Origin of the sequence: Pseudomonas sp. KBW05, from assembly GCF_003852405.1 — a bacterium.
Classification (GTDB): Bacteria; Pseudomonadota; Gammaproteobacteria; order Pseudomonadales; family Pseudomonadaceae; genus Aquipseudomonas.
Genome location: NZ_QAJM01000002.1, coordinates 169672 through 196004, shown reverse-complemented (window position 1 = coordinate 196004; position 26333 = coordinate 169672). Strand labels below are relative to the sequence as shown.

Sequence of the window (26333 nt, the reverse complement as noted above, 5' to 3'; positions counted from 1 at the left end):
TTGACCTTGCCGGTGTGCCGCCGGCAGGGGTTCCTGCACCCGGAGAAAAGCCATGCACAGCACCACCCTCAAGCGCCAGAAGACCGGCCTGATCGGCGTCGACCACGCCCGCAGCGCCGGCGGCTACACCTTGTTCGCGCCGCAAACGGCCGACGGCAACGTGTTCCTGGTCGACCTCGACGGCGAGGTCGTCCACCGCTGGAAGCTGCCCCAACGCCCCGGTCGCGACGCAGTGATCCTGGCCAACGGCAACCTCGGCTACAACGGCAACCACCCGGACTCCCCGGAGCTGTTCCCCGGCTGGTCGGTGTGGCACGGCGGCGCGTTCAGTGAAGTGACTCCCGAAGGGGAAGTGGTGTGGCAGCACACCGACCTGCTGCACCACCACGATGCCCAATGGCTGGGCAACGGCAACCTGCTGTACACCACCGTCGAGCCCCTCAGCGCGGAACTGGCCAGCCGTGTGGTCGGCGGCATTCCCGGCAGCGAGGCGGCCGGTGGCGTGATCTATGCCGATGTGGTCAAGGAAGTCAACCGCCAGGGCCAGGTGGTATGGGAGTGGCGCAGCTGGGAACACCTGCTGCCTGAGGACTACCCCCTGCACGCGACATTCGAGCGCTACCACTGGCCGATGACCAATGCGGTCTCTCCGGGCCGTGACGGCAAAGTCATCCTCAGCCTACGCAGCGTGTCGTCGGTGATTGCTATCCAGCGTGGCAGCGGTGAGGTGCTGTGGCGCCTCGGTCACGACCTGGTGGCGCAGCAACACTGCCCGAGCGAGCTGGAAAACGGCAACATCCTGGTGTTCGACAACGGCATTTCCCGCCCGCACATCAGCATGCCGCACTCGCGCATCCTCGAAATCGACCCGCAGCAACAGCGCATCGTGTGGCAATACGCCGACACGCCGGGCTATGCGTTCTTCACCCCGTTCATGGGCGGCGCCCAGCGTCTGCACAACGGCAACACCCTGGTGACCGAGGCCAACTTCGGTCGTTTGTTCGAAGTCACCCCGGCCGGTGAAGTGGTGTGGGAATACGTCAACCCGCACTTCGCTACCTATCCCGATGCAGCCTCGCGCCGCTACTTGCCGGGGGAAAACAACGCGATCTTCCGCGCACACCGTTACCAGCGCCAGGACATCCCCTGGCTGCGCGACTGACTCAACCCCGCAACGATCACGCTCACGCAGGCCACGCGCAGCGAAGTATCGACTCATCCCAGCAATAAGGAACCACCGATGATTCTGCTTTATTCGCGCCCTTTGCGCGTGGCTGCACTGGGCGTTTGCGCGCTGATCCAAGGGCTGCCGGCAGCGGCCGAGCCGTTACCCGAGCCCGCCGACACCGTGCTGCAAGCGGTGACGGTGGAGTCGCGCCGGCGCAGCGAAGACGCCCAGCACGTGCCCGTGGCCATGAGCGTGCTTGGCGCGCAAACCCTGGAGGAGCAACGCCTGTATCGCTTGCAGGACTTGCAGCAGGCGATGCCCAGCGTCAACGTTGCGTTTATGCATGCGCGCCAATCCAGCCTGTCGATTCGCGGGCTGGGCAACAACCCGGCCAGCGATGGCCTGGAGGGCAGCGCCGGGATCTACCTCGACAACGTGTACCTCGGTCGCCCGGGCATGGCGGTGTTCGACCTGCTGGATGTCGAGCAGATCGAACTGCTGCGCGGGCCCCAAGGCACCTTGTTTGGCAAGAACACCACGGCGGGTGTGCTGAACATCACCACGCGGCGCCCCACGTTTACCCCGCAGGGCAGCCTCGCCAGTTCACTGGGCGAGGACGGTTACGTGCAAACCCAGGCGAGTCTTTCCGGCCCGCTCAACGACACCTTGGCCGGGCGGATTGCGCTGTATCGCACCCATGAAAACGGCTACGTCGAGAACCAATACAACGGCCACACCCTCGGCGGCGGACAACGCCAGGGTTTTCGCACACAGTTGCTGTTCCAGCCCAACACGGATTTCAACCTGCGCTGGGTCGCCGACTACCACGAAGAAGACTCCAGCGCCGGCACCCGTTCGCTGTTCAGCACCGGGCCGACCATTAACGGCGTCAACCGCTACGAACAGCGCGCCGCCGCGGTGGGCGCGACCTTGGTGAGCGGGCGCCGCGTCAATCTGGACGCCAAGCAGAGCGTCAAGGTGTTCCAGGGCGGCACCTCGCTGGAAGCCAACTGGACATTGCCCAACGACTACACGCTGACCGCCATCAGTGCCTATCGCTGGTGGGATTTCACCCCGCGCAACGATGACGAACTGAACGTCGATGTCATGCACAACGTCGGTCAATCCGCCCGCGACAAGCAATACTCCCAGGAACTGCGCCTGGCCTCGCCGGTGGGCGAACACTTTGATTATGTGCTGGGCGCGTATTACTTCCGCCAGGAGATGAGCAATACGGTGTTCACCGATTACGGGCCGCTGGCCGACACCTGGAACGGCACCGCCCAAGGTGCGCTGAACAATGTCAGCAGCGTGGGGCACGGCACGGTGGATACCGACAGTATTGCCACGTTTGCCCAAGGCACCTGGCATTTGACGCCGAGCCTGGATTTCAGCCTCGGCGTACGCGGCACCTACGAACGCAAGCTGGCGCAGGTGACGCGCAACGCGCCGGTGGGCGGTGCTTCGGTGTCGGGCGCAGCGGCGGGCGCCAGGGCCGGACGGCTCGGCGCCTATGATTCGGGTGACTTGAGCCTCTACAGCTTCAGCCCGTCGGCGCTGGCCAGCCTGGCCTGGCAGGTGGACGAGAACGTGCTGGCGTACGCGTCGTTGTCCCACGGCGAGAAGTCCGGCGGGGTCAACCTCAGTGTGGCCAGTGCGCCGGTGGCCGGGGCCGACTCGCTGTTGATCGGCAGCGAACGTGCCAACGATGCCGAACTGGGGGTCAAGACCACTTTGCTCGACCAGCGCCTGCTGCTTAACGCCAACCTGTTCTGGACGGTGGTGCACGGCTACCAGACCAACGCCTATGATGACGCCAACCTCACCAGCTACCTGACCAACGCGGGCACCGTGCGCAGCCGTGGCCTGGAGCTGGACAGCAGCTGGCGGCCACTGCGAGGCCTGACGGTCAACGTGAATGGTTCATGGAATGACGTGCGCTACCTATCTTACGAGGACGCGCCATGCCCGGCCGAAGTCGCCTTGCGCCCGGGAGCGCCGGCTGCCTGTGACTTGAGCGGGCACGCGGTGGTCGGGGCGTCGAAATGGATCTACAACACCAGCGCGAGTTATCAATGGCAGTTGAATAACGGCTTGCAGCCCTATGTGAACGGCAACTATGCGTGGCGCTCCCACGCGGTGGGTACGGTGGATGATTCGCGCGAAGCCCAATTGCCGGGCTACGGGTTGGTCAACCTGTCTACCGGGGTGCGGGGGAATTGGGGGGATGGGCAATGGGACGTGTCGCTGTGGCTGAAAAACGCCTTCGACAAGACCTACTACACCACGCTGTGGAACTCGCCAAACGGCGCTTATACCGGGGTGCTGGGCACTCCGCGAACGCTGGGCGCAACGGCGCGTTATGACTTTTAAGAGGGGGGGGTGACGGGTAACTGACCCGTGCCAACGGTGGCGGTGAGCCCAAGGCAGTAGGAGGGCATTCACCGCTTACCTGGCAGGTAAGGACTACTCTTTTACATCCATGAACTCTTTGGCCCACGCCACGTAGTTCTCGGGCAACGTGTAGGTGTGCGTCAGTTCGGTCGCGCTGAGGTTGGAAGTGCTGTGGGTCAGCTGGCGCTGGGCGCGCAGGCTGTCGTAAGTGGCTTTGATCGCCGCGAAGTAGGCACCATGACCGGCTACCACGATGCGTACGCCAAGACTCGCCAGGCGTGCGGCGTCATTCAGCTTTGGATTGCCGTAGGTCACCAGCATCAACGGCACTGTGAGGTGTTCTGCGATCTTCTCCAGGTGTTCGAAGTCGCTGACGCCAACCATGCAGATCCCATCCGCACCGGCTTGTTGATAGGCCAGGGTGCGTTCGATCACGGCTTCGGTGGGCAACACGCCGGCGTTGGTGCGGGCGATGATCGACAGCTCGGGGTCAACCCGCGCTTCCAGGGCAGCGCGAACCTTGCCGATGCCTTCTTCGATGGAGATCAGGTCGGTGGATTTGCGCCCGAATTGCGCTGGCAGCAAGGTGTCTTCAATCGTCAACGCGGCCACGCCGGCACGCTCAAGTTCTTCGACGGTACGCATCACGTTGAGGGCGTTGCCGTAGCCGTGGTCGGCGTCGGCAATGAACGGCAGTTGGGCGACGCGGCCGATGCGGGTGGCCTGCTCAACGAATTCACTCAGGGTGATCAGGGCAAAGTCGGGGGCCGCCAATACCTGAAGGGAGGCGACGGAGCCACCGAGGATGCCAACTTCGAAGCCCAGGTCGGCGGCGATGCGGGCAGACATCGGGTCAAAGACAGAAGCGGTTTCAACGCACGCAGGCGTTGCCAGCAGTTCACGGAAATTACGGCGCAGGGCTGTGTGGGACTTTTTCGGCATGATCTTTCCTGGTGGGGCCATTGACTGCATACGATCAATGCCTGTGGGTGGACGTGGCAGATTACCATGTAGGAAAAGGTAGGATTATGACGTTTAAGAATGGCCCATGCGCAATTCACATAGGCTGCTGCACCGATTCAGCAGCGTGGGCGTGAGTGGCGCCAATAAACATATACATCGCCGGCACCATAAACAGCGTGAGCAGGGTGCCGATCGACAGCCCGCTGAAGATCACCAGGCCCATGTCATGCCGCCCCGCAGCCCCGGCGCCCGAGGCCCAGACCAGTGGCGCCACGCCCAGCACCATCGCGGCGGTGGTCATCAGGATCGGGCGCAAGCGCACTGCGGCCGCCTCTTCAATTGCCTCACGTTTGCTGCGGCCTGCCCGTTGCAGTTCGTTGGCGAATTGCACGATCAAGATGCCGTGCTTGGTGATCAGCCCCAGCAGCGTCACCAGGCCGACCTGGGTGTACACGTTGATCGAGGCGAAGCCCATGGTGATGAACGCAAGCGCGCCAAACAGGGCGGGCGGCACGGAAAAGAGGATCACCACCGGGTCGCGAAAGCTCTCGAACTGGAACGCCAGTGCCAGATAGACGATCAGGATCGAAAACAGCAACAGGCCGACAAAACCACCGGATTCCTGGATGAACTGCCGGGATTCGCCGGCGAAATCCGAGGTGTAGCCCGACGGCGCGATGTTGTTGAGGATCGCGTTCAGCTTGCCCAGCAGTTCGCCCTGGGCCACGCCACTCACGCCGGCCAGGGTCGCCGAGTTGAGTTGCTGGAAGTGGTTGATCGACTCCGGCTGCGTCGAGGTTTCGATATGCGCCACGGTGCGCGCCGGGATCATCGCGCCGGCAGGTGTGCGGATGTAGTAGTCGAGAATCTGCTCCGGGTTGAGGCGGTCCACCTGTAATACCTGGGGAATCACTTTGTAGGAGCGCCCGGCGGTGGAGAAGTAGTTCACGTAGTTGCCGCCCAACGCGGCGGACAGCGCGGCGCCGACATCGGCCTGGGTCATGCCGAGGGCGGCGATTTTTTCCCGGTCGACCACCAACCGCGCTTGGGGCTTGTCCAGTTTCAGGTCCATGTCGGCAAACCAGAACAGCTGTTGTTTCTGCGCCTCGGCCATCACCGCCTGGGCGACTTCGTTGAGGTTTTCCACGGAGTCGGTGGTGGTGATCACGAACTGCACCGGCAAACCTTGCGCCCCCGGCAGTGACGGCAATGGGAACGCCGCGATGGTCGCGCCCGGCACCTGGTTCCATTTTTGCTGCAAGTCCAGGATCAGCTCGGCCTGGGAGCGTGTACGGTCGCCCCAGGATTTGAGCAGCACGCCGCCCAGGCCCTGGTTCAACTCAGGCAGGCCGGTGAGCTGGAACATTTGCGCGTACTCGGCCTCTTTGTTGGCGATCTGGAACGCCTGGTCGGCAATGCGTTCCATCTGCTGCGGCGAGGCGGTCGGCGGCCCCTTGATCTGCATGAACACCAGCCCTTGGTCCTCGGTGGGCGACAGCTCGCTCTTGGCTGTCATGCCGCTGGCGGCCACCAGCAGGAACAGGACAAAACCAAAGGTCACCAGCACCGGCCAGACATCCAGGCCGCCGGACAAGATGCGGTGATAGCGCCCGCGCAACCAGTCAAAATAGCCGTCGAGGCGCCGGGCGAAGCGGCCTTCTTCCTGGCCGGGCTTGAACAGGCGCGAGGTCATCATCGGCGACAGGGTCAGCGCCACCACGGCAGAAACGGTCACCGCACCCGCGAGGGAGAAACAGAATTCCTTGAACAACGCCCCGGTCAGACCGCTGCGCAGGCCGATGGGCACGTAGGCGGCCACCAGCACCACGGTCATCGCCACGATCGGCCCGCCCAGCTCCCGCGCCGCCACCAGCGCAGCCTCCAGCACGCCTTTACCTTCCTCCTTGATATGCCGGTCGACGTTTTCCACCACGATAATCGCGTCATCCACCACCAGCCCGATCGCCAGCACCAGGGCGAGCAAAGTCAGCAGGTTGATGGAGTAACCCAGCAGGTACATCACAAAGAACGTCCCGACCAACGACAGCGGGATCGCCACCAGCGGCACAATCACCGCGCGGAAGGAGCCGAGGAACAGGTAGATCACCACCGAGACAATCACCATGGCTTCGGCCAGGGTCTTCACCACTTCCACAATCGAGGTGTTGATGAAGGCCGTGGAGTCATACACGATCTCGCCGCGCACGCCAGCGGGCAACTGCGCTTGCAGCTCGGGGAAGGCCTCGCGCACGCTGTCGGCGACGGTCAGGATATTCGCGCTGGGCGCCACCTTGATGCCGATGAACACCGAGCGCTTGCCGGAAAACGCCACGCTGCTGTCGTAGCTTTCGGCGCCGAGGGTGACGTTGGCCACGTCCTCCAGGTACACCAGGGCATCGCCTTTTTGCTTGATCACCAGTTGCTTGAACTCATCCACTGTGTGCAAGTCGGTGCCGGCGGTAAGGTCCACCGTGACCGTTTGCCCACGGGTGGAACCCACGGCCGACAGGTAGTTGTTGTTGGCCAGGGCGGTGGCCACATCCTGGGCGGTGACGTTATGCGCCGCCAGTTTGTCCGGGTCCAGCCAGGCGCGCAGGGCGAATTGGCGCCCGCCGAGGATCTCGGCGGTTTGCACGCCTTGCACAGAGTCCAGCTTGGGCTTGACCACGCGCACCAGGTAATCGGTGATGTTATTGGTGGGCAGCGTGTCGCTGTAGAAGCCCAGGTACATGGCGTCGGTGGTTTGCCCGACCGCCACCGTCAGCACCGGCTCCTGGGCCTGCGCCGGCAACTGGTTCTTGACCGAGTTGACCTGGGTGTTGATCTCGGTGAGCGCCTTGCTCGCGTCATAGTTCAGCCGCAGGGTGGCGGTGATGGTGGACACGCCGGTGATACTGGATGACGACAGGTAGTCGATGCCCTGGGCCTGGGCAATCGCCGATTCCAGCGGCTGGGTGATAAACCCGGCGACGGTGGACGCGTCTGCACCGTAGTAGGCGGTGGTAATGGTCACCACGGTGTTTTCGGTGCGCGGCCATTGGTTGACCGGCAGCTCAAAGATCGAGCGCAGCCCCAGGATCAGGATGAACAGCGAGACCACCACGGCCCAGACCGGTCGATGGATAAAGGTGTCGGTGAATTTCATGGCGCACCCTTAGTGTTCTTGGGGAGTCGGGGCGGGATCGTTCAAGGGCGCGGCGCTGTTGTCGACTTTCACCGGCGAGCCATTTTTCAGCTTCATCTGGCCGCTGGTGATCAACAGGTCGCCTTCCTTCACCCCGGACACAATCGCCACTTGATCGCCACGGGTCGGGCCGGTCTTGATAAAGGTCTGTTGCGCCGTGAGCACTTCTTCACCCTTGTCGTTCTTGCTCGCGGTGGCGATGAACACGGTGGTGCCGTAGGGGTTGTAGGTCACCGAGGTCTGCGGCACGGTGAGGTAGCGCTGCGGGCTGCCGGCGTTGACCACCGCGCGGGCAAACATCCCCGGCACCAGGCTTTGCTTGGGGTTGGCGACGGTGGCCTCGACCGTGACGTTGCGCGTGGTCGCATCGAACTGGGTGTCGAGGGTCGTGATGCGCCCGGTGAAGGTTTGATTGGACAGGCCGTCCGCCGTCACCGCGACGGTTTGCCCGATGGCGATGGCTTCCAGTTGGGTCTGCGGCACGGTGAAGTCGATGTAGATGGGGTCGAAGGTTTGCAGCGTGGCGATCTTGTCACCGGGGTTGAGGTACTGGCCGGGGTTGACGCCGGTAATGCCGATACGCCCGGCAAACGGCGCGCGGATGGACTTTTTCTCCACCAGCGCGCGTTGTTGTTCGGCGGCGGCGAGCTTGGCTTTCAAGTCGGCGGTGTCACTGTCGACCAGGGCCTGGGACACCGCGTTGACCGCCAGTTGCGCCTTGTCCCGCTTGAGCACGATGGCGGCCAGGTCGGCGGTGGCTTCCAGCGCGTGTAACTGGGCGATGTCCGAATCGGCATTCAATTGTACGAGCAGCGCCTGGGCCGCCACCTCCTGCCCGGGCTTGAAGCCGAGGGTGCGCACGATGCCGCCGACTTCGGTGGTCACATCCACGCCCCGCACAGCCTTGATCGAACCGACGGCGGTGACGCTGGGCTGCCAGTCTTCGAACGGCACGTGCAGGGCCGTGACCACGGCGGCGGGCATGGGCTGTTTTGACTGGGCGATCAGCGCGGAGATCTGCACGAATTTCACCCCGGCAATGATCGCGACAATCACCAGGACCACCACGACCATGATCAGCATGGGCCGCCACAGCCGCCGCTTGCGCGGGGCCGGGGGCAGGGGAGAGGCAGTCTGGACGTCGGCCATGGGGGTTCTCGCTGTATCAATGAGTCGGTTCAGTCGCCGCCGTGTGGGCCGGCCGGAGTTCTTGCCAAGTGGGCAGGCCGAAGCGATCCGGGCGGCCTGCGGTGGCGGGGTCTACGTCGCTGCGGTTCCACCAGCCGCCGCCCAGGGCCTGGAACAGCGCCGTGGTGTCGCTGTACCGCGCCGCCTGCGCGCGCACCCGCGCCAGCACGGTGTTCTGGTAGGTTTGCTGGGCCGTGAGCAGGTTGATATAGGCCACGGCGCCGAGCTTGAACTGGGCCTGCACCAGGTCCAGGTTGGCTTGCGCCGAGCGCTCGGCCACCACCTGCTGGTTGAGCGCGTCGGCATCGGCTTGCAGCGCGCGCAGAGCGTTGGCCACATCCTGGAACGCGATAAGCACGGTGCCGCGATAACGCGCGGCCGACTCGTCATAGGCGGCCACGGCGGCGCGCTTGCGGTGTTCCAGCGCGCCGGCATCAAAGATCGGCTGGGCAATCGCCCCGGCCAGGCTCCACACGCCGGTACCGGCCGAGAACAGCTTGGTCCCGCTGGCCACCGTAGAACCCAGCGACCCGGTAATGCTGAACTGCGGCAGTTGGTTGGCCACGGCCACGCCAATATTGGCGCTGGCCTGATGCAACTGCGCTTGCGCCGATTGCACATCCGGCCGCTGGCCGACGAGGGCCGAGGGCAGGCTGACCGGCAACGCTTGCGGCAAGTGCAGGGACGCGAGGTTGAACGCCTCGCCACGGTCCTGGTTGGGGAACCGGCCCAGGTACGCCATCAGCTGGTTGCGGGTTTGCGCCAACTGCTTTTGCAGCGGTGGCAACGTCGCGCGGGTTTGCGCCAGGGTGGTTTGCTGGGTGAGCACGTCGGTATTGCCGATGGCACCGAGTTGGCGCTGGGCCTGCAACAGATCGAGCTGGCCGCTTTGCAGGCGGATGATTTCTTCGGTGGCGGCGACCTGATCGCGCACGGAGGCCAGGTTGATCGCGGTGTTGACCACGTTGGCGGTCAAGGTCAGGTAGGTCGCCTCCAGCTGGAAGCGTTCGTACTCGGCTTGCGCCGTGGTGGACTCGATTTGCCGGCGGGTGCCGCCGAACACATCCGGGGCGTAGGACACGCTCAATGACGCCGAGTTGACCGTGAGAATCGGTGACGACGGGCTGCCGGTCTGCACCCCGGAGAGCTTCTCGCGGGTTTTCGACGCGTTGGCGCTGACCGATGGAAACAGCGACGCCTGGTCGGCGTAGACCAGCTCGTTGGCCTGGCGCAGCGCGGCCTGGGCGGCGCTGACATCCGGGTTGGCGCGCAAGGCTTCTTCAACCAGCGCATTGAGCGCGGGTGAGCGGAACAGCGTCCACCATTGCCCGGGGATGTCCATTCCGGCGACCAGCCGTTGTGCGGCGCCACCGGGGTCGATATCGGCGTGGGCGGTAGTGGTCAGGTTTTCTTTTGTATAGCCCGCGCCTGCGGGCACCTCGGGGCGCTGGAAGTCAGGACCGACGGTGCAGGCGGCGAGGGCGAGACACAACAGGCTCAAGGGGGCCAGGCGAGAGGCTTGTCGAGGGAGGCCGATCTGCATCAGGCGGGCTCGCTGAAAAGGACACGGGGAAAACCGGGTTCAAATCAGTGTAGGTGGTGCCGGGCACTGCGCAATGTGCCGTGGGGTGCACCGATGATGAAAATGCATATAGCGCATTATTATAGAATTAGGTTATGCATTACAGGTATTTTACACGGCGTGATCCTGGCCTCATCGTAGCCCACCTTGTGAATACTGCCGAGACCGCGCGCGCGGATCGACCTGACCTGCCTGAGAAGGCATCTGGAGATTGATGTGCGTTACCTGACAACACTGGCGGCGAACCTGGCTGGCGCGATGCTGAGCCTGACGGCCCAGGCGCAGACCCTGACCGTCGGCGACCAAAGCTACAACGCCCAGGCTGTCATGGAGGCAGCAGGGGTGCTGGATAACCTGCCTTATACCCTGGAGTGGAAACAATTTACCGCCGGTTCGCCGGTCGCTGAGGCATTGAACGCCAACAGCCTGGATATCGGCTTGCTTGGCGATGCGCCGGTGCTGTTCCTCGGCGCCTTGGGCGCGCCGATCAAGGTGATTGCCGTCACCCGGCAAAATCTCGACGGCGTGGCCATCCTGGTGAAAAAGGAGTCATCGATCCATAGCCTGGCGGACCTTGCCGGCAAGCGCGCGGCCATCTGGAAAGGCTCCTGGAGCCAGCAACTGTTGCTGACGGCACTCGACAAGGCCGGCGTTGCTCGGGATTCGCTGGAGTTCCGTTACCTCAGCGCGTTGGATGCCTCCCATGCGCTGGAAGGTGGCTCAGTGGACGTCATCGCCACCTGGGAACCCTACGTCACCCAGCAAGAACGCCAAGGTGCGCGGGTGCTGGCAACGGCTGACGGCTTGATCCCGGCCCAGAGCTACATCGCGGCCAATACCAAAGCCGTGGACACCAAACGCGCGCAGATCAGTGATTTCCTCCAACGCCTGAAAAAAGCCCGTGATTGGACACGCCTGAACCCGGCCAACGCCGACGCGTATGCCGATGCCTGGGCCAAACGCACCCGCGCCGACGCCGACATCGCCCGCGCCTGGTTTGCCCGCGCCCGCACGACGGTTGAGCCGGTCACCGCCCAGTCGCCGCTGGATGCGCAAAAAACCGTGGACTTTTTCGCCAGCGAAGGCCTGGTCAAATCCTACGCAGCCGCCAGCCTTTTCGACGCCACCTTTGCCGGCGCCTTACAGCCCGCCGTCGCCAAAACCCAGCCCTGAACGCCGCAAGGACCACCCCACACATGAGCAAACGACAGCTAAAACTCGGCGCCCTGACCATGGGCTGCGGCGGGCCGGGCCGGCACAACCTGTGGCTTGACCCACAATTGCCGGCGGATGCCAGCGTGAACGTCGACTGGTACATCGACATCGCCCGCCAGGCCGAGGCGGCACTGTTCGACTTGATGTTTATCGTCGACAGCCAGTTCATCACCCCGGGCTCGCCGTCCCACTACCTCAACCGCCTGGAGCCGCTGACGCTGTTGTCCGCACTGGCGGTGAGCACACGACATTTGGGCCTGGTCGGCACCCTGACGACTTCCTACAACTCACCGTACAACGTCGCACGGCGACTGGCCTCCCTCGACCTGATCAGCAAAGGCCGCGCCGGCTGGAACGTCGTCACCAGCGGCGATGCCGGCACGGCGGGCAATTACAGCCGTGACGAGCACTACGACTACGACACACGCTACGGCCGCGCGGCCGAACACGTGCAAGTGGTGCAAGGGCTGTGGAACTCCTACGAAGACGATGCTTTCGTGCGTGACCGCGCCACCGGCCAGTTCCTCGACCCGAGCAAACTGCACAGCCTGAATCACAAAGGCGAGCATTTCTCCGTGGTCGGCCCGCTGAACATCCAACGATCGCCCCAGGGCCAACCGGTGATTTTCCAGGCCGGCGACTCAGAGCAAGGCCGCGACCTCGGCGCCGCCACGGCGGACGTGATCTTCACCCACGCCGCGAGCATCGAACAGGGCCAGGCGTTTTACCGGGATATAAAGGGCAGGGCAGTACAACACGGCCGCGACCCATCACAGTTATTGGTGATGCCCGGCGCCGAAATCTATGTGGGCGACAACGACGCCCACGCCCGGGAAATCGAACAGCACTACCATCAGGTCGACCACAGCTTTGAACTGGCGCTGAAGGAATTCGGGCGCAATTTTGGCTGGCATGACTTCAGCCAATACGACCTGGACGCGCCGTTTCCCCAGGAGAGTCTGGAGGCCGCGCGCAGCAGCTTCTTCACCGCCGCCAAACGCATTGCCGACCAAGCGCGGGAGAAAGGCTTCACCTTGCGCCAAGCGGTGGAGTTTGGCCGACAGCTACGCCCGGGGGCGTTCGTCGGCTCGGCGGAGACCGTCGCACAGAAAATCGCCGATTGGTTCGAAGCACGGGCGGTGGATGGTTTCAACATCTATATAGGGCACCCAGAGCAGTTCAGCCGCTTCACCCAGGAAGTCATTCCGTTGCTGCAAGAGCGCGGCGTGTATCGCACGGCGTATGAAGGCACCACCTTGCGCGAAAGCCTGGGGTTGGCGATTCCACGGTTCGGCTAGGGGAGGTCACACAGATTGTTCATTCCGACAAGACGTTTATCGGCAAGGTCGAGAAAGGCTTTGATTGGATGGGATTTCTGTTTACGGCTGTGGGATGCGCTGCAGTGGCACCGCGCGCCCTCGCCAACCATGCCCTGAAACTCCGCCGGCTTTACGAGCGCGGGCGGCATCCCCCCCCGCGAGATCGGGGGGGGCATGTGGCGGCATATCGCGCACGGTGGACCGCCTGGGTAAAGTCATGCGCACCGTGCGGCACGCTTGTCGCCACATCTATGCACAAATTCCTGTAGCCTGCGGAAGGGGGTGGCTGGGGCCACAGTTAAGCGGCTACACGTCGGTTCCTCCGCGATAATTAGTGACGCCCGACCGCAGCTTCGTGCCGCATATATCACATCTCCCCCACGCAGCCCGAGGAAACCGCTCGACACTGCGAACCGCTCCGCGCCACGGCATGGATCCACGTTGGGGTGCTACGTAGATGTGTCGTCCCGCCGCAGTACATTCATTACTAAAACCGTCTTGCACATTCCACTCCCGTTATCTAGCACCAACGCCTGTACTTCTTCCTCCTTGTCCGGCGTGGGACGCCGCGTCGGTGTCACCGGATCGGGCGGATACACTGTCGCAAACCCACCGCCTACTGCCGGGTAGAACCTCGCGGCAAACGGGTGATGCGCATCCATGCTCCCGCCTGGTTCCAGGGGGCTGCCCCCGTATTCTGCATCCGTGAACTCCACCGTTCCGTCTGTGGTATTAACAGTCGCTGAGGTAAACCCTAAACCCGCCTGCTTGGCGATTTCGATGTGGTCTTGGTATGTGATCGCAGGGTTGAGCTTTCTTAATATTAAATCAACCATTCCGTTTCTCCTTTCGTCTTTCCGGGTTTTTGCCCGTCGCTGGGCAGTGGTGATCCCGTCCATGGGTCCTGCAGTGCGACGCCGCCATTACGTATAACGTTCCATGTCGGTCCACTCCTCGCGGATGGTTCAGGGCCTCCTATCGGTGCGACTCTACGTCTTGACCTCGCGTCGCTGGGTGTATTGTGCATCGATATCCGTTGCCTTCGAACCTGTTAGAAATAACAGGTCTTAAGATTCAATCTGAATATCAGCTTGCGTTTACAAACCCCGTCCATGGTGGCGTGCGGGCGTGAGGCGGCAGTTCATTTCTCACACCTCAGGCCTGCTGGCCGATGATCGCCCGGGTAATTTTCGTTTGCAGGTCTCAGGTCACTGAAACTTCTAACGGCTGCCGAGTTCTGGGTTTTGCCACCCGATGGCCACGACACGGAGATCCGCGAGGGGACGACAGCTCGTCGGTCCTCTGAGCGGCAAAACAAAATGGGCACCTGGGCACTGGCCATTCCGATCAAGGGGCTGGCCCGTGGAGAGAACACGGGTTGCCGACCGGTTACCCCGAATGATCGCGCCATTACAGGGTATTCAGTCTTAGCAACTCAAGCCCCCGGTAAAGCTGAACGATGCGCCCCGGCTGTTGCCGCTACGCGATCGTGGCTTGTGTGAGTGGGATGTGAAAATCGAAGAGTAACTCACGACGCATTGACATTAACAATGCTGATTTCCCTTCATAGATACCTGCATGACAGACTTGAAAATATACCGCTGCGAGCGTCCGAAAGTATTAGCGTACGATTTTTTCCGAATTCTGTAGGCTCCCCGGCTAGGCAGAAATCGGGGTAGAGTGGACGCCAATTTTTCACTTGTTGTTTGCCGCATGAATCGTCCGCTGTTTGTAGCGCTTGATGGGCCCAAGGGAACCGGGAAAACCACGTTGTTGGAAGCGGTTACCCGAGAACTGCGGGCCCAGGGCAAGAAGGTCATTCGCCTGTGTGAGAAAAAGAGTGATCCCTTCAGGGGGGAAACCATGGCCCTCGTCAACAAACTCGCGAGAGATCCCTGCCGGGAGTTGGAATGGGCGGTGTGTGAGCGACTGGCGGATAGTCGGGCTTGGATCTCGCAGCATGTGCTGGTCAAGCAGCCGGTGGATAGCATTATCCTGATTGATCGGTGGTATCCGTCGGATGCGGCGTTTCGCAGGATGGTGCCGTTTGCGGAGATTTTGCAGTTGAATCTGGATCGAGGCGTGCGGGTGCCGGATTTGCATGTGGGGGTGGTGACGGACCCGGAGATTTCATGGGCGAGAGCGGCGGGGCGAGGGCGGGGGTTGGGGAGTACGGTGATTCACAGGTTGGAGGAGCAGGTGGCTTGTACGGAGGTGTTTGAGAGGGTGGTTGGGGAGCAGGGGTGGGTTTTGTGTCGGAATGAGGGGCGGGTGGAGGAGGCGACGATGCAGGTGGTTTCGGATATTTGTCGTGTACTTTGATACGGTGTGGCCAATTAAACGTTGCCATGAGCAACCCGCGCGAATGCACCGTGAGCTTGTTAGATTGAACTCAGAAATCATGCCAATACTATGATGTCCCTACATCGTTCGCTCGTCGCCTTGTGTCCTATGTGCCATGCAGATTTTCATTTTGTAGAGCGTGCCGAATCTAATCGCGTTGAACAAGGTGAATGGATAGTGAAATGCATGGCTTGCGAGGATCGTTACAGAATTAAAATTCGAGATCCCTACAACTCTTATACCGAATACATGTTTCAAGTCACTCATTCAGACGGCGAGAAAGATATCGCCACGCTGAAGTTAGCAACCGATATCATTGAGCACAATATCCCTTCAATAACGCTGGATTTAAAATACGATAAAACAGCCCCAGCGCTCTATCGCTGCGATTACAATCAGTCAGATTTAGACCTTGTTGCGTACGCGGCATTGGAGGTCGAGCGTGAGCATTTACAAGCCTTCTGGGTTAAATGGCACAGCTGGATATCAGCAAAAGGTACCAGGGCGCCCGAGATGGATAAAATATTGGTCCAGCTTGAAATTCCTTGTGTTTGCGGAAATCCTCATCGCGCCACCTTCGGCGCGCCAACATTACTGAGTCATATCCCGCCGGATCTTGTTAATCATTGCTTACTGATAGACATCAGCTCTGCAAGCCTTGAAGATAGATTGAATTGTCTCGCCAGTAAAACAGAGGTGATGAGCTCTCTTGAGAAGCTACTTATTCGGTGGCACTTCATTTGCGACCAGATAATAATTGCTAGTCCGTTTGTGGGTCACCAGTACATGAGTGCTGAGGATATTTTGGCTATTTGGAAATGGTTGTTCAGAAACTCTGATCCGCGGAAAGTTACAGTGATTACAAGAGGAGAGGCATGGGCAGACTTAAAGGAGGCTTATAGTGACTCGGCAATGCCGTATGAAAAACGTGAGCGCTACGGCCTGCCAGAAAAAATCATCACCAAGGGTGTGACCCTAAGACATTTTCACGCAAAATTTTTTGCAGGTTGTTCGCCTGAGAAAGTCGAGCTTTTGAGCGGTTCTGCTAATTTGGTGCGCGGGCCATCGCTTGAAAATATTTCGTTCAATACCATGCCGGCAACGCGGTTTAAGAAAAAATATTTGGATGTGCTTTGTACTCCGTTGCCACAGGCAGGCAACGTCGATCGTGTTGCGAGAGCATTCGTTCTTTCGCACAAAGTTTGGGAATACACCATTTTGAAATCTGAAAGCTGGATTTGAATCGCAGGCGCACCGGCCTACAGCCTCCTTAAATTTAACGTTTTGGCATTGATATCATTTGGCTACTATGTGATGCTATCAATATTTAGATGATTCAGTCATATCAATGGATTGGTAAAGTATGCAAGCATCTCAATTGGTAGTTTCGAAGCCGCTTTTCATTTATTTGGATAGTAGTGATTTTTCATATCTTTCTGATCCTGCAGGTGATCAAGAGAAAAATCTTGCCATCAAGAATAAACTCAAAAAATGGGTGGGTGCTGGGCAGGTCGAAATTCGATATTCGATGACCCACATCATGGAGGCACTTCCCACACAGGAAAAAGCCATGGAATTAGGGCGCCACCGCCTCTCTTGCATACAGGAACTTTGCGGGAAAAAGGTCTTTTTGGATCAGATTACGCTCATTACAGATGAGTTGTCATCCCAGAAAAAACAAAGTGTTGTTAATGATGATGGCTGCTGGTTTCCGATTTCGGCATTTTCAGATGGGATTTTTGAAGACGGTGAGAAGGCTGCTGCTTTTAACCGAAAAGAACGGAGGCTACTCGCTGCTGAGTTAAGGAAGTCACGAGGAGAGCTGGACTTTGCTAAAGAGAAAGCGAAACTTATAAGGCAGTTCCCTGTTACTCGCAGTGGTGCCTCTAAGATTTTGAGCAATCCAAATAATTCGGCAGCGTTCCAAAGTGTAATGGTCGAATCCCTCAGCGATTTGCCCAATCTATTCAGCTGGCATGAGCAGCATTGGCAAATGCAGACGGAATTTTCGAATATTCTCCGTGAGTCTGGAGTAGGTATTCGCGATATTTTCATTGATGCATCGCGGGAGCTCAAAGCCTACTATCAAGAGCAGCAGGTGTTAGGTGAGCCTGACAAAGTGGTTGACCAAAAGATAAAAGCGTTTGTGGCGAATCTAACGAGCAGCGCCCCTCGAGATTTAGCAGCGACTCTAAGCGATGACCGGGCTCCGCATTCGGAACCCGTGGTTATAGGTATAGAGACCACACCAATGTTATTCGTACTATCAAAGCTGATGATGCATTATGTTCAAGCATCTGTTGTTCCAAGGCAGCAGTCAAGAGTGCCTAAAACCAGCGATCTTGGGGATGTTATGCATGCTCTTTATCTTCCGTATGTAGATTTCTTTAGGGCAGACGCCGCGACGGCCCATGCTATAAATAGTCAGCACTTTGGGTTTGATGCAGTGGTTGTTACGAGCTTGGATCAGTTGGTCTACGAGGTAGGTGTCAGATTGGGCGAGTGAATTACCTTGGATGCACTAGACACCTTTTCAAACTCGTTTGGATTGTCTCTGGGGTGTTTCCTACAGGTTGCCGAGATGAATCCTTCGTTCCAGGTAAATTTGTGTCGCAAGAACCCTGATATCTAGCGGGGAGCAGGGCAACCCTGGCGTTCGGCGATCAAACTGAATGACTTGGTGGCATATAGCCATGCTCTCGCTTAAAATCGCCCCTCAAGAAAACCTAAGGGCGCAGGGCCCTAGGGTGTTAGGACGGATCCGACTCCTTAATGAGCTATGACTTACTGTCTGTACCGGACGGCTATCGCACGGAAGTAGCGTTAGTCGTCGCCCCTTACGTTGACGCGGTGTTTTTAAATCACCTGGCAACTAAGTTGAAGCCTGGCCGGTTCTGCCTTTTGGTAGATGACGGAATACAACTCGAGGCTCTTTCGAAAATCCACGACTGCCAGCGTAAAGGGCTCAAAATCGAGATCCGGGTTGCTCGCGCGGTTGGCCTCATGCATATGAAGGCCTTTTACTTCGAGTTTGTGCGCAAGGAAGCCCCTCGAAGGCGAAAGCGCCGCTTGCTTTTTGGCTCGGCAAACGCGACAAACGCCGCGTTTAGTGGGGGTATCAACGCCGAGTTGGTCGCTGAATCTGAGCTAAAGATTAATGAAGACTCGGAGATTGCAGCTTATTTCTCTGATGTCTTGTCGACATTCGACTCGCCAGAGGAGCAAAGCGTCCCAGGGCTTTCAACGTGGATGAGTCAATTACCTTTCATCCGCTTCCCCGCACTCAGAAGTGCACGCCCTGGTGAGTTGCCATCGGGATTTGATGCATGGTTGCAGCAAGGAATGCTAGCGGCTCAATATCGGAATGCCCCCCAATTTGCGACGCTCAGTATCCAGCTGAAGAAGAGTTTGCCTCAGGACCTGGTTGCACGGATCTTCGCCAGAAGTAGTTTCACGGAGAAAGGGGAACGTAACGTTGTGCGATACAGCTACCTGAATGGTCCTGACACTCAGGAAGCCGAGGCAGCAGAGAGTGAACAACCCCGTTGGAAGTCTCGCCTTGCAGTGTGGACCCATTTGGGAGATTGGATCTCGAATGACTGCCATCGCAAGCGCAGCAAAATTATGACATCCAAGGCGTTCGCTGCTCGAAATAGAAACATCTCCCGCATTCTGGAGAATGGATGCGACGAAAAGTGGATAGAGAGTCGGATTGAACAGCTTCTTGCAAGGCTCAATCAGGTATGGAGAGAACTCGAAGCCGCTGGCGTCGCGCCGGAGCAATACATCGAGGGTTGGAATGGCAAAGTGAATCCAACCTCATATCGACTTCGCTTTCTCAAAAAACTTGATCAGGATCTTCAGCTTGCACGGGATGGGGATTTCAAAAGCCGGTATGTAAACGGATACGAATTCCCAGCGATGCCTCGGTTCAGGCAAGACACGATAGCCTGGGAAGCGTTTGTCCGATCCTGGTGTGAGTCCATCGCTGTCGAGACAGCGAAAAATCGGACGCTCTCGTTGGTAGCCAAGCGAATCAAGGATGTCATGAAATACCTGCAGAAGGATCTCTCGGAATTGTCTTGGTCGGAAATCGCCGAACTCCTTCGACAGAATTGGGAAGCGGAGTGGGAGGGCGAGGGCATATCCCTGGGAGACTGGATCGTGGGATATCACGAGAGCTTGGGCGTTGAATTTAAATTCTAGCGCTGAGACTTCCGATAAATTTCTTTAGGATTGGCTAATGGATCGAGATGCTTTTTTGCAGCAACCCGACGTACAAGGCTTTGTGAGATGGATGGGGGGAAATCTGCCAAACCTGACCGTCGATCTGCGCTTTGCTCGCAGTAATTACGTACGAAAAACGCTAAAGGAAAAGGTCATTGGCATTCAGGGCGCGCAGCAGGCCTACCAGTGGGACGGGTGCTGGGACGACGTAAGCAAGATCCTTAAAGCATTCCGTGAACGCCTGCGCGATGCCGCGCTGGGTGAAGACGTGGCGACGGCGTACACCGTATGCGAAGAGATCCTCAAATGGGGAGGGGTGTTGAATCCGGCTTCCGTCACATTCCTTCAAGGTCTGGCGGCAAGCGGTGAACTGCCTGGTTATCTGATCGCCGTTGAAGCTTTACTGCGCCTGGATAGCAGTAATCGGATATCCCATATCACTCTCAAGTCTGTACCGGTATTCAACTCCGGAATGACTAAGATACACGCGATCTTCGATGAGTCAGGCTCTCCTATTCTGGATGGACGAGTCGCTGGTGCTGCGGCGACCCTTTATCACTTATATCGCTCGGGTGTTTGCCATCAGACCGCGCCTGCAGCTAACCACCTAATGTTCGCCTGGGAGGAAGGCCCCGGAATTCAGGTGAGGAACCCGCAAATGCTCGGCCCACAATATATGGGGACCCAGCGATTGAATCGCGGTAAACCACACGAATGGGCAGCCCGCCAGCTTCAGCTAGGTTGGATTATCCGGCACTTTCTGGAAACCCATGTTGAGATTTTTCCGGCGCTGGCAATTGAAGAGCGCTGCCATCGTTTTGAGGCTGGGCTTTTCATGATGGGGTATGACCTAAGGTCAATTGTCCCAAATGGCTGGGATATTCCTGAACCACCGGCTCTCGCTAGGAAGCGTAAGACTCAAGCTGATTGGAGAAAACGTAAGCGACCAGCGAAAGCAGATTGCTGAATGGACATGGCCCGTTGAGAGAGTAGGCGTCAGAAACGAATCCGTCGAATCAGTGACTTACATAGCTTATGAACACGTGATACATAGCACATGATTTAACATAATATACATTATGCGTAACTCCATATACGCCCACCAGGGTCGTTGCAGCCCTGATTGCAAATCCCACACCTCATATTTTCCCTCTACCAATGGCGCCCCCCGCAATCCTCATCTTTACTCGCCTCACGGACGCCACTACCCAATGAGGCTTTGCATGAAGCAACTCGCCGCTGTGCTCTTATCTTCGTTGCTGCTATCGGGCTGCGATGTCAGCTTCAACAAGAACCCGCCCAAGGTCATCGCATCCGAACCAGCCACCGAACAACAACAGCGCGATGTGTTCAACGCTACGGTCGAGTTTTTACGGCTGCTCGATTCAGGCAGTGTCGATCAGACTTGGCCGGTTGCCAGTCCGTTGCTCAAGGCGACGACTTCCGAGACGGTCTGGACTGCCGGGATCAAGGCGATGCGTGTTGGGCTCGGTACGTTTGTGGAGCGTAATTCCGCACAGATCGGTTTCACTACCCAGATGCCAGATGCTCCGGCTGGCAGCTATGCGATTGTTGAGTGTGTCACCACGTTCAGCAGCGGGCCCGCAACGGAAAAGGTGGTGCTTCGCGAGGATGACAGTCAATGGCGTGTAGCCGGTTATTCCGTTAACAAGCGTTTGTTCAGCCTCGGTGACAGTGACAAGAAAGCGCCCTGACCTATCTGGTCTAATATTCAATATAATTATAACTAAACTAAATAGTCATTTAGTTTAGTTATATGTTGAGCCGCCAACCTACAACCGAAACCGATCCACCGACTGCGAAAGCTCCCCCGCCAACGACGACAATTCGTCCGTGGTCGACGCCGTCGCGGCGATTACTCGGCTGTTACTCTCCGACATGCCCGCAATCATTTCCACCTGGTGCGCAATTTCGTTGCTGGCCAGGCTCTGCTCGCCGATGGTGCGGGAGATGTCGTTCACCAACTCCGTGGTATTCAACGTGGCCTGCAGAATCTCGCGGATCGCGCGTTCGACTTCGGCAGTCACCGCCATGCCTTTATCTACCTGGGCGACGCCCTCCTCCATGCTGGTCACCGCTTCCCGAGTGTTTTGCTGGATACGCCCGACCATGCTGGCGATTTCCTGGGTCGATGCGCTGGTGCGGCCTGCCAGGCTGCGTACTTCGTCGGCGACTACGGCAAAGCCGCGGCCTTGTTCGCCGGCGCGGGCGGCTTCGATGGCGGCGTTCAAGGCTAGCAGGTTGGTTTGGTCGGCGATGCCTTTGATCACCTGGATGATGCTGAAGATCGCTTCTGACTCCTTGTCCAGCGTGCGGATAACCTGTGCCGACTGCTGCGCTGAGCGGGCGATGCCATCCATGTCATTGACGACTTGGTGGATCACCCGGCCGCCGTCTTTGGCCAGGGCTTCTGCCTGGTTGGCCATCACCAGCGCGCGGCCGGCATGGCGGGTGATTTCTTCGATACTGGCGGTCATTTCGCTGGCGGCGGCGGCCATGGTGCTCGCCGCGGCGCTTTGCTGCTGGCTGCTGCCGGCCACTTCATGGCAGCCGTGGCTCAGTTGCTCGCTCTTGCCGTTGACACCGTGGGCGTTGCTGCGCACGACTTCAATCATGCCGCGCAAGTCGCGTTGCATGGTGGCGAGGCTGCGGATCAGCGCGCTGGCTTCGTCCTTGCGCGGGGGTTCGACAATCGGCTCGCTCAAATTGCCACGGGCGATGCTGGCGGCAATGCGACTGGCCGTCTGCAACGGGCCCATGATGCTCTGGATTACCCAGCGGCCCTGAGCCAAGAGCAATAACAGGCTGGCGATCAATACCGCGCCCAAGGTGAAGTTGGCGTTCGCAATGGTCTGCCGTGTGCCCGCGCTGGTCTGCTGGGTGTTGCTTTCGATCAGTTCGCTGAGGCTCGCCATTTGATCTTCAAGCTGGCTGAAGGCGCTGTTAAAGGTCGTCAATTGTTCGCGGGCGGCCTCGGGATTGTCCAGGGCCAGGGCAACAATGCGCTCGCCGGTGCTTATATAAGTGTCGAGGCTGGGTTTGATCTGTTCCAGGCTGCCCCTGAGCGTGTCGCCCAGCGGCAGCTTGAGGTTGTCCGCCAAGACCTGGCGAAAGTGTTCGGCGTGTTCCTGCAAGGCGCTGTTGACCTCGGCTGGGGTGCTGGTGCTTTTACCCAACCCCACCAACATGGCCGACAACACATCGGCGCGCAGGGCGTCGTGCATCATGTCGGCTTCCATGTGGTTGCGCAGTACCGTCATGCTCACTTCGTTTTCTTGCACGGCGTTGCCCATCCGCGCATTTCCCACATAACTGGCCAGGCTCATGAGCAAGGCCGTTGCCAACCCTGTCGCAATCAACAACATCAAGCGGAGTTTGATCGTCATGCTGGTATCCCCATGCCTGGCTGCCGGTTGGGCTGCGCCTGTACTGTTATCGGCATCAACTGCTTGTTATTGAAGCCCAAGTTTGCGGATCTGCACGAATCCCTTAAGCTGACCGACCCTTGTTCCACGCGGAATCGCCCATGTCTCGAAGCATCGCCCACCTCGCCCTGTTACTGGGCTTGATCACGGCTGTCGGCCCCTTCGCCATCGACATCTACCTGCCCGCCCTCCCCACCCTCGGCGCCAGCCTGCACGCCTCGCCGGCAGCGGTGCAGATGAGCCTGACGGTGTTCTTCATGATCATCGGCGTGTGCCAGTTGTTCTACGGGCCGATCAGTGATGTGTTCGGGCGCAAGCCGCCCATTTATGCCGGGCTGGTGATCTTTGCGATAGGCAGTGTGGGCTGCGCGTTGGCGCCGACCATTGAAGTGCTGATCGGCTTTCGCGCCGTACAAGCGTTTGGCGCCTGTGCCGGGATGGTGATTCCCCGGGCGATTGTGCGCGACCTGTACACCGGCCACGAAGCCGCGCGCCTGATGGCGTTGCTGATGCTGGTGATGAGTGTGTCGCCGATTCTGGCACCATTGGCCGGCAGCCTGGTGATTTCGATCTGGAGCTGGCGCGAAGTGTTTGCCGTACTCGCCCTGGTGGCCGTGGCGTGCCTGGTGATGACCGTCGTGCAACTGCCCGAAACCCATCCCGCCGAGCGACGCCTGGGGAAAAACCTGGGCAACGCGTTTGGCAGCTACGGCGCGCTGCTGCGTGATCCGGTGTTTACCGGCCTGTCGGTGGTCAGCGGTTTTGGCTTGGCCACGTTCTTTGTGTTTATTGGCAGCGCGCCGTTTGTGTACATCGAGTATTTCGGCCTGACACCTACGCAATTCAGCCTGTGCTTTGCCCTGAACGCGGCGTCGTTCTTTGCCATGAGCCAGCTGACTGCACGTCTCAGTGCGCGCTTTGGCTTGGCGCCGTTGATTCGCGGGTCGGTGATTGCGGTGACGGTGGTGTTGGCCGCACTGGCAATTACCACGCTGTGGATCGACAGCCTGGCCGTGATGATGGCGCTGCTGTTTATTGGTTTCGGGTTCCTCGGCTTGTTGCTGCCGGCGGCCGGGGTGTTATCCCTGGAGGATCATGGCGCGGTGGCGGGTTCGGCGTCGGCGTTGCTGGGGGCGATCCAGATGATCGTGGGGGCGGTGTCGATGACGGTCGTGGGCGTGTTCGCCGACCATACGCCGGCGCCGATGTTGGTTGGCATCGCACTGTGCGCCATTGCGGCGATGCTCACCACACTGTGGACATTGCGCCGCTTGCCGGCGCATCTGGCGAGTGTCCCGCCCTCCTCCTGAGTCAATGTGGGAATACCATCCCTTGTAGGAGCGGGCTTGTGTGGGAGCGGGCTTGCTCGCGAAGGCGGCGTGTCAGCTAATGCATGTTTGACTGACACACCGCATTCGCGAGCAAGCCCGCTCCCACATTTGGATCTTCATCCCTCCAGAAAAATGGCGGTGGTTATCTACAAATCAAACCGATCCACCGCCCGCCGTCGCTCGTTGTCCTCGCGTACGTCGTAGCTGGCAGTGGTCTGGATATTGGTGTGGTGTGCCAGTTTCTGCGCAATCGACAGGTCGTGTTCTTCAATCACCCGCGTGATAAACGAACGGCGGAAGTCATGGGGCATGATCTTCACCCCCACTTGCTCACCGCGCTGACGGGCGATGTAGTAGATCGCATGCTTGGTGATGCGCTCCCGTGTGATGTGGCTGCCACGGCGAATGCGGTTGAACAGGAAGCTATCGTCCTGCTCGCCTTCCTTGAGGTGTTCACGACGAAAATCCAGCCAGGCCTGCAACTTGGCAAAGGCCCAGGCCGGGGCGTATTTGATCAGCTCCTTGTTGCCTTTGCCGATCACCCGCAAGCTGCGTTCTTCGAAATTGACCTGCGCCAAGTCAAGGTTGACCGACTCCGACTTGCGCATGCCCGAGCCGTACAGGATGCCGATCACCGCCGCATCGCGCAGGCCCTGGGGGCGTGGGTCGGCGGCGCAGACGTCCATCATTTCGCGGATCAAGGTGCGGCGCAGGTTGCGGCCCTGGCTCAGGCGTGTGCCCGGTGCGGCCTTGACCGTGCGCATGCGCAACAGGTGTTCCTGGCTGATCAGGCTGAGGCGCCAGGCTTCATTCATCACGCCGCGCACGGCGTTCACATACAGCGATGAGGTGTTCGGCGCATACCCGTCCTCACGCAGGGCCGCGACCAGGGCGATCACGTGTTCCGGCTGGAGCAGGTGCCAATCGATCTCTTCGAGGTTGATGTCCTCGAAGCCCAGGCGGTCGGCGGCGTCCTGCAGCACGTAGCGCATGGTCAGTTGGCTGGAGGGCGCCAGGCGAGTGAGGTAGAGGGTCAGCGGGTTGCGAATGGACTCAGTCAAAATAGATCAGCCTTTGGATTAAATACCTCGAACAAGCCTTTGTTTAATCGAGATATTTAGTGAATTGGCGAAGGCTGAGTCTAACGCAGGAATGGCGGCGGCACAAAATCAGGGTGCCGTGTCATCATCCTCTACAGCGTCTTGCGGTTGGGTCTGGGTCTGGCTCCATTCAGTGTCCTGCTTCTGCATCAACGCGAACCAGTGCTGGCGCATAAAGGTCAGGTACGCCTCCGGCGCCTTGGCAAAGTCTTTCTCTTCGCTGTAGCAACCCGGCAACGGCAATTCGGTGCCCTGCTCCTTGTACTGGCTGACCAGCGCCTGCTGCGCGGCGACGCTGCAATCCTTGGGCAGCGGCATGCCACGCAGTGCGCCCGCGTCTTCGTCCCACCAGCTGGCGCCATAACGGTCGACGCCGCGCAGGCGGTATTTCTGTGACTTGCCCACGTGCATGATCAGCTTGAATTCATTGGGGCTGACATCGCTGGTGCAGGTGCGCGAATAGCCCACGGTGGCTTGGGTGATGCCATCGCCAGTCAGGTCGGTGACCTTGGTCGCAGCCCTGTCAAAGCGCAGCGAGGCGTCGAACTCACAATGCTGCACGTCGTCGTAGAGCATCCAGAGGCGCTTGGGACGGTTGCCATCGATCAGGTATTGGGCCGCGTAGACAAACGCGGACTGGGTGCCATCGTCATCGCGCTCGCTGACCTGCTCGGCGAGCACCAGCAGGTTTTTGCCCTGGTGGTCGTCCCAGGTATAAGCGGCGATCTGCTTGCCACGCACTTCCACGCCGTCCGGCACCTGGTCAATGCTGGTGAGCGCTACCCCATCGTCGGCCCGCACCGTGGTGACACACGCCACGGTCATCAACAACCCCATCAACACTGGCCGTAAAAGCTGCACGCTATTCATCCG

At 59.4% G+C, this 26333-nt stretch carries 18 protein-coding genes; 11 read left to right on the top strand and 7 right to left on the bottom strand.

Annotation, left to right across the window (positions count from 1 at the left end; translation table 11 throughout):
- The first annotated feature begins 52 nt into the window (after positions 1–52).
- Positions 53–1162, top strand: coding sequence for an aryl-sulfate sulfotransferase (locus DBR46_RS01840; protein ID WP_124524777.1), 1110 nt, complete (start codon positions 53–55; stop codon positions 1160–1162).
- 78 nt (positions 1163–1240) lie between these two features.
- A complete protein-coding gene (locus DBR46_RS01835) occupies positions 1241–3541 on the top strand; it encodes a TonB-dependent receptor (protein ID WP_124524776.1) in 2301 nt (766 codons plus the stop codon).
- A 93-nt stretch (positions 3542–3634) separates the two neighbouring features.
- On the opposite strand, the gene DBR46_RS01830 is transcribed toward DBR46_RS01835, so the two are convergent.
- From DBR46_RS01830 to DBR46_RS01815, 4 genes are all read right to left on the bottom strand, one after another.
- Positions 3635–4504 carry an oxaloacetate decarboxylase gene (locus tag DBR46_RS01830; protein WP_124524775.1) on the bottom strand — a complete coding sequence of 290 codons (870 nt, stop codon included), beginning with the start codon at positions 4502–4504 and terminating at the stop codon, positions 3635–3637.
- A gap of 115 nt (positions 4505–4619) precedes the next feature.
- A complete protein-coding gene (locus DBR46_RS01825; RefSeq protein WP_124524774.1) occupies positions 4620–7670 on the bottom strand; it encodes an efflux RND transporter permease subunit in 3051 nt (1016 codons plus the stop codon).
- 9 nt (positions 7671–7679) lie between these two features.
- Complete coding sequence (locus DBR46_RS01820) at positions 7680–8858, bottom strand: efflux RND transporter periplasmic adaptor subunit (RefSeq protein ID WP_124524773.1); 1179 nt, start codon at positions 8856–8858, stop codon at positions 7680–7682.
- Between the two features lie 16 nt (positions 8859–8874).
- On the bottom strand, positions 8875–10440 hold the full coding sequence (locus DBR46_RS01815; protein ID WP_124524772.1) for an efflux transporter outer membrane subunit: 1566 nt from the start codon (positions 10438–10440) through the stop codon (positions 8875–8877).
- Between the two features lie 255 nt (positions 10441–10695).
- Here DBR46_RS01815 and DBR46_RS01810 point away from each other — a divergent pair, with 255 nt between their 5' ends.
- The 8 genes from DBR46_RS01810 to DBR46_RS01775 all read left to right on the top strand — a co-directional run bounded on the left by DBR46_RS01810 (position 10696) and on the right by DBR46_RS01775 (position 21298).
- Entirely contained in the window at positions 10696–11652 is a 957-nt protein-coding gene (locus DBR46_RS01810) for an ABC transporter substrate-binding protein (protein WP_124524771.1), read from the top strand.
- 23 nt (positions 11653–11675) lie between these two features.
- The gene (locus DBR46_RS01805) at positions 11676–12992 is read left to right on the top strand and encodes an LLM class flavin-dependent oxidoreductase (protein WP_124524770.1); all 1317 of its coding nucleotides are present in this window, start codon (positions 11676–11678) and stop codon (positions 12990–12992) included.
- Positions 12993–14726: 1734 nt separating this feature from the next.
- Positions 14727–15335: a dTMP kinase gene (locus DBR46_RS01800; protein ID WP_124524769.1), complete on the top strand. Its 609-nt coding sequence runs from the start codon at positions 14727–14729 to the stop codon at positions 15333–15335.
- A 93-nt stretch (positions 15336–15428) separates the two neighbouring features.
- Complete coding sequence (locus DBR46_RS01795; protein ID WP_124524768.1) at positions 15429–16598, top strand: hypothetical protein; 1170 nt, start codon at positions 15429–15431, stop codon at positions 16596–16598.
- Positions 16599–16719: 121 nt separating this feature from the next.
- Positions 16720–17862, top strand: a complete 1143-nt coding sequence (locus DBR46_RS01790) for a hypothetical protein (RefSeq protein ID WP_124524767.1) — start codon at positions 16720–16722, stop codon at positions 17860–17862.
- Between the two features lie 266 nt (positions 17863–18128).
- Entirely contained in the window at positions 18129–19562 is a 1434-nt protein-coding gene (locus DBR46_RS01785) for a hypothetical protein (protein WP_124524766.1), read from the top strand.
- Between the two features lie 37 nt (positions 19563–19599).
- Positions 19600–20550 carry a hypothetical protein gene (locus DBR46_RS01780; protein ID WP_124524765.1) on the top strand — a complete coding sequence of 317 codons (951 nt, stop codon included), beginning with the start codon at positions 19600–19602 and terminating at the stop codon, positions 20548–20550.
- Positions 20551–20806: 256 nt separating this feature from the next.
- Complete coding sequence (locus DBR46_RS01775; protein ID WP_124524764.1) at positions 20807–21298, top strand: DUF4019 domain-containing protein; 492 nt, start codon at positions 20807–20809, stop codon at positions 21296–21298.
- Positions 21299–21376: 78 nt separating this feature from the next.
- Here DBR46_RS01775 and DBR46_RS01770 read toward each other — a convergent pair whose 3' ends face one another.
- Complete coding sequence (locus DBR46_RS01770; RefSeq protein ID WP_124524763.1) at positions 21377–22990, bottom strand: methyl-accepting chemotaxis protein; 1614 nt, start codon at positions 22988–22990, stop codon at positions 21377–21379.
- A gap of 140 nt (positions 22991–23130) precedes the next feature.
- Between DBR46_RS01770 and DBR46_RS01765 the strand changes: the two genes are divergently transcribed.
- A complete protein-coding gene (locus DBR46_RS01765) occupies positions 23131–24339 on the top strand; it encodes a multidrug effflux MFS transporter (protein ID WP_124524762.1) in 1209 nt (402 codons plus the stop codon).
- A gap of 167 nt (positions 24340–24506) precedes the next feature.
- On the opposite strand, the gene xerC is transcribed toward DBR46_RS01765, so the two are convergent.
- Together xerC and DBR46_RS01755 are read right to left on the bottom strand one after the other, a co-directional pair.
- Positions 24507–25421 carry a tyrosine recombinase XerC gene (xerC, locus tag DBR46_RS01760; RefSeq protein ID WP_124524761.1) on the bottom strand — a complete coding sequence of 305 codons (915 nt, stop codon included), beginning with the start codon at positions 25419–25421 and terminating at the stop codon, positions 24507–24509.
- Positions 25422–25529: 108 nt separating this feature from the next.
- Complete coding sequence (locus tag DBR46_RS01755) at positions 25530–26330, bottom strand: M949_RS01915 family surface polysaccharide biosynthesis protein (protein ID WP_124524760.1); 801 nt, start codon at positions 26328–26330, stop codon at positions 25530–25532.
- Positions 26331–26333: the final 3 nt, after the last annotated feature.

What these genes read in the sequence shown, in the direction of transcription:
- DBR46_RS01840 (WP_124524777.1), top strand. Translation starts at nt 53, where the DNA reads ATGCACAGCACCACCCTCAAGCGCCAGAAGACCGGCCTGATCGGCGTC.
- DBR46_RS01835 (WP_124524776.1), top strand. Translation starts at nt 1,241, where the DNA reads ATGATTCTGCTTTATTCGCGCCCTTTGCGCGTGGCTGCACTGGGCGTT.
- DBR46_RS01830 (WP_124524775.1), bottom strand. Translation starts at nt 4,504, where the DNA reads ATGCCGAAAAAGTCCCACACAGCCCTGCGCCGTAATTTCCGTGAACTG.
- DBR46_RS01825 (WP_124524774.1), bottom strand. Translation starts at nt 7,670, where the DNA reads ATGAAATTCACCGACACCTTTATCCATCGACCGGTCTGGGCCGTGGTG.
- DBR46_RS01820 (WP_124524773.1), bottom strand. Translation starts at nt 8,858, where the DNA reads ATGGCCGACGTCCAGACTGCCTCTCCCCTGCCCCCGGCCCCGCGCAAG.
- DBR46_RS01815 (WP_124524772.1), bottom strand. Translation starts at nt 10,440, where the DNA reads ATGCAGATCGGCCTCCCTCGACAAGCCTCTCGCCTGGCCCCCTTGAGC.
- DBR46_RS01805 (WP_124524770.1), top strand. Translation starts at nt 11,676, where the DNA reads ATGAGCAAACGACAGCTAAAACTCGGCGCCCTGACCATGGGCTGCGGC.
- DBR46_RS01800 (WP_124524769.1), top strand. Translation starts at nt 14,727, where the DNA reads ATGAATCGTCCGCTGTTTGTAGCGCTTGATGGGCCCAAGGGAACCGGG.
- DBR46_RS01795 (WP_124524768.1), top strand. Translation starts at nt 15,429, where the DNA reads ATGTCCCTACATCGTTCGCTCGTCGCCTTGTGTCCTATGTGCCATGCA.
- DBR46_RS01790 (WP_124524767.1), top strand. Translation starts at nt 16,720, where the DNA reads ATGCAAGCATCTCAATTGGTAGTTTCGAAGCCGCTTTTCATTTATTTG.
- DBR46_RS01785 (WP_124524766.1), top strand. Translation starts at nt 18,129, where the DNA reads ATGAGCTATGACTTACTGTCTGTACCGGACGGCTATCGCACGGAAGTA.
- DBR46_RS01780 (WP_124524765.1), top strand. Translation starts at nt 19,600, where the DNA reads ATGGATCGAGATGCTTTTTTGCAGCAACCCGACGTACAAGGCTTTGTG.
- DBR46_RS01775 (WP_124524764.1), top strand. Translation starts at nt 20,807, where the DNA reads ATGAAGCAACTCGCCGCTGTGCTCTTATCTTCGTTGCTGCTATCGGGC.
- DBR46_RS01770 (WP_124524763.1), bottom strand. Translation starts at nt 22,990, where the DNA reads ATGACGATCAAACTCCGCTTGATGTTGTTGATTGCGACAGGGTTGGCA.
- DBR46_RS01765 (WP_124524762.1), top strand. Translation starts at nt 23,131, where the DNA reads ATGTCTCGAAGCATCGCCCACCTCGCCCTGTTACTGGGCTTGATCACG.
- DBR46_RS01755 (WP_124524760.1), bottom strand. Translation starts at nt 26,330, where the DNA reads ATGAATAGCGTGCAGCTTTTACGGCCAGTGTTGATGGGGTTGTTGATG.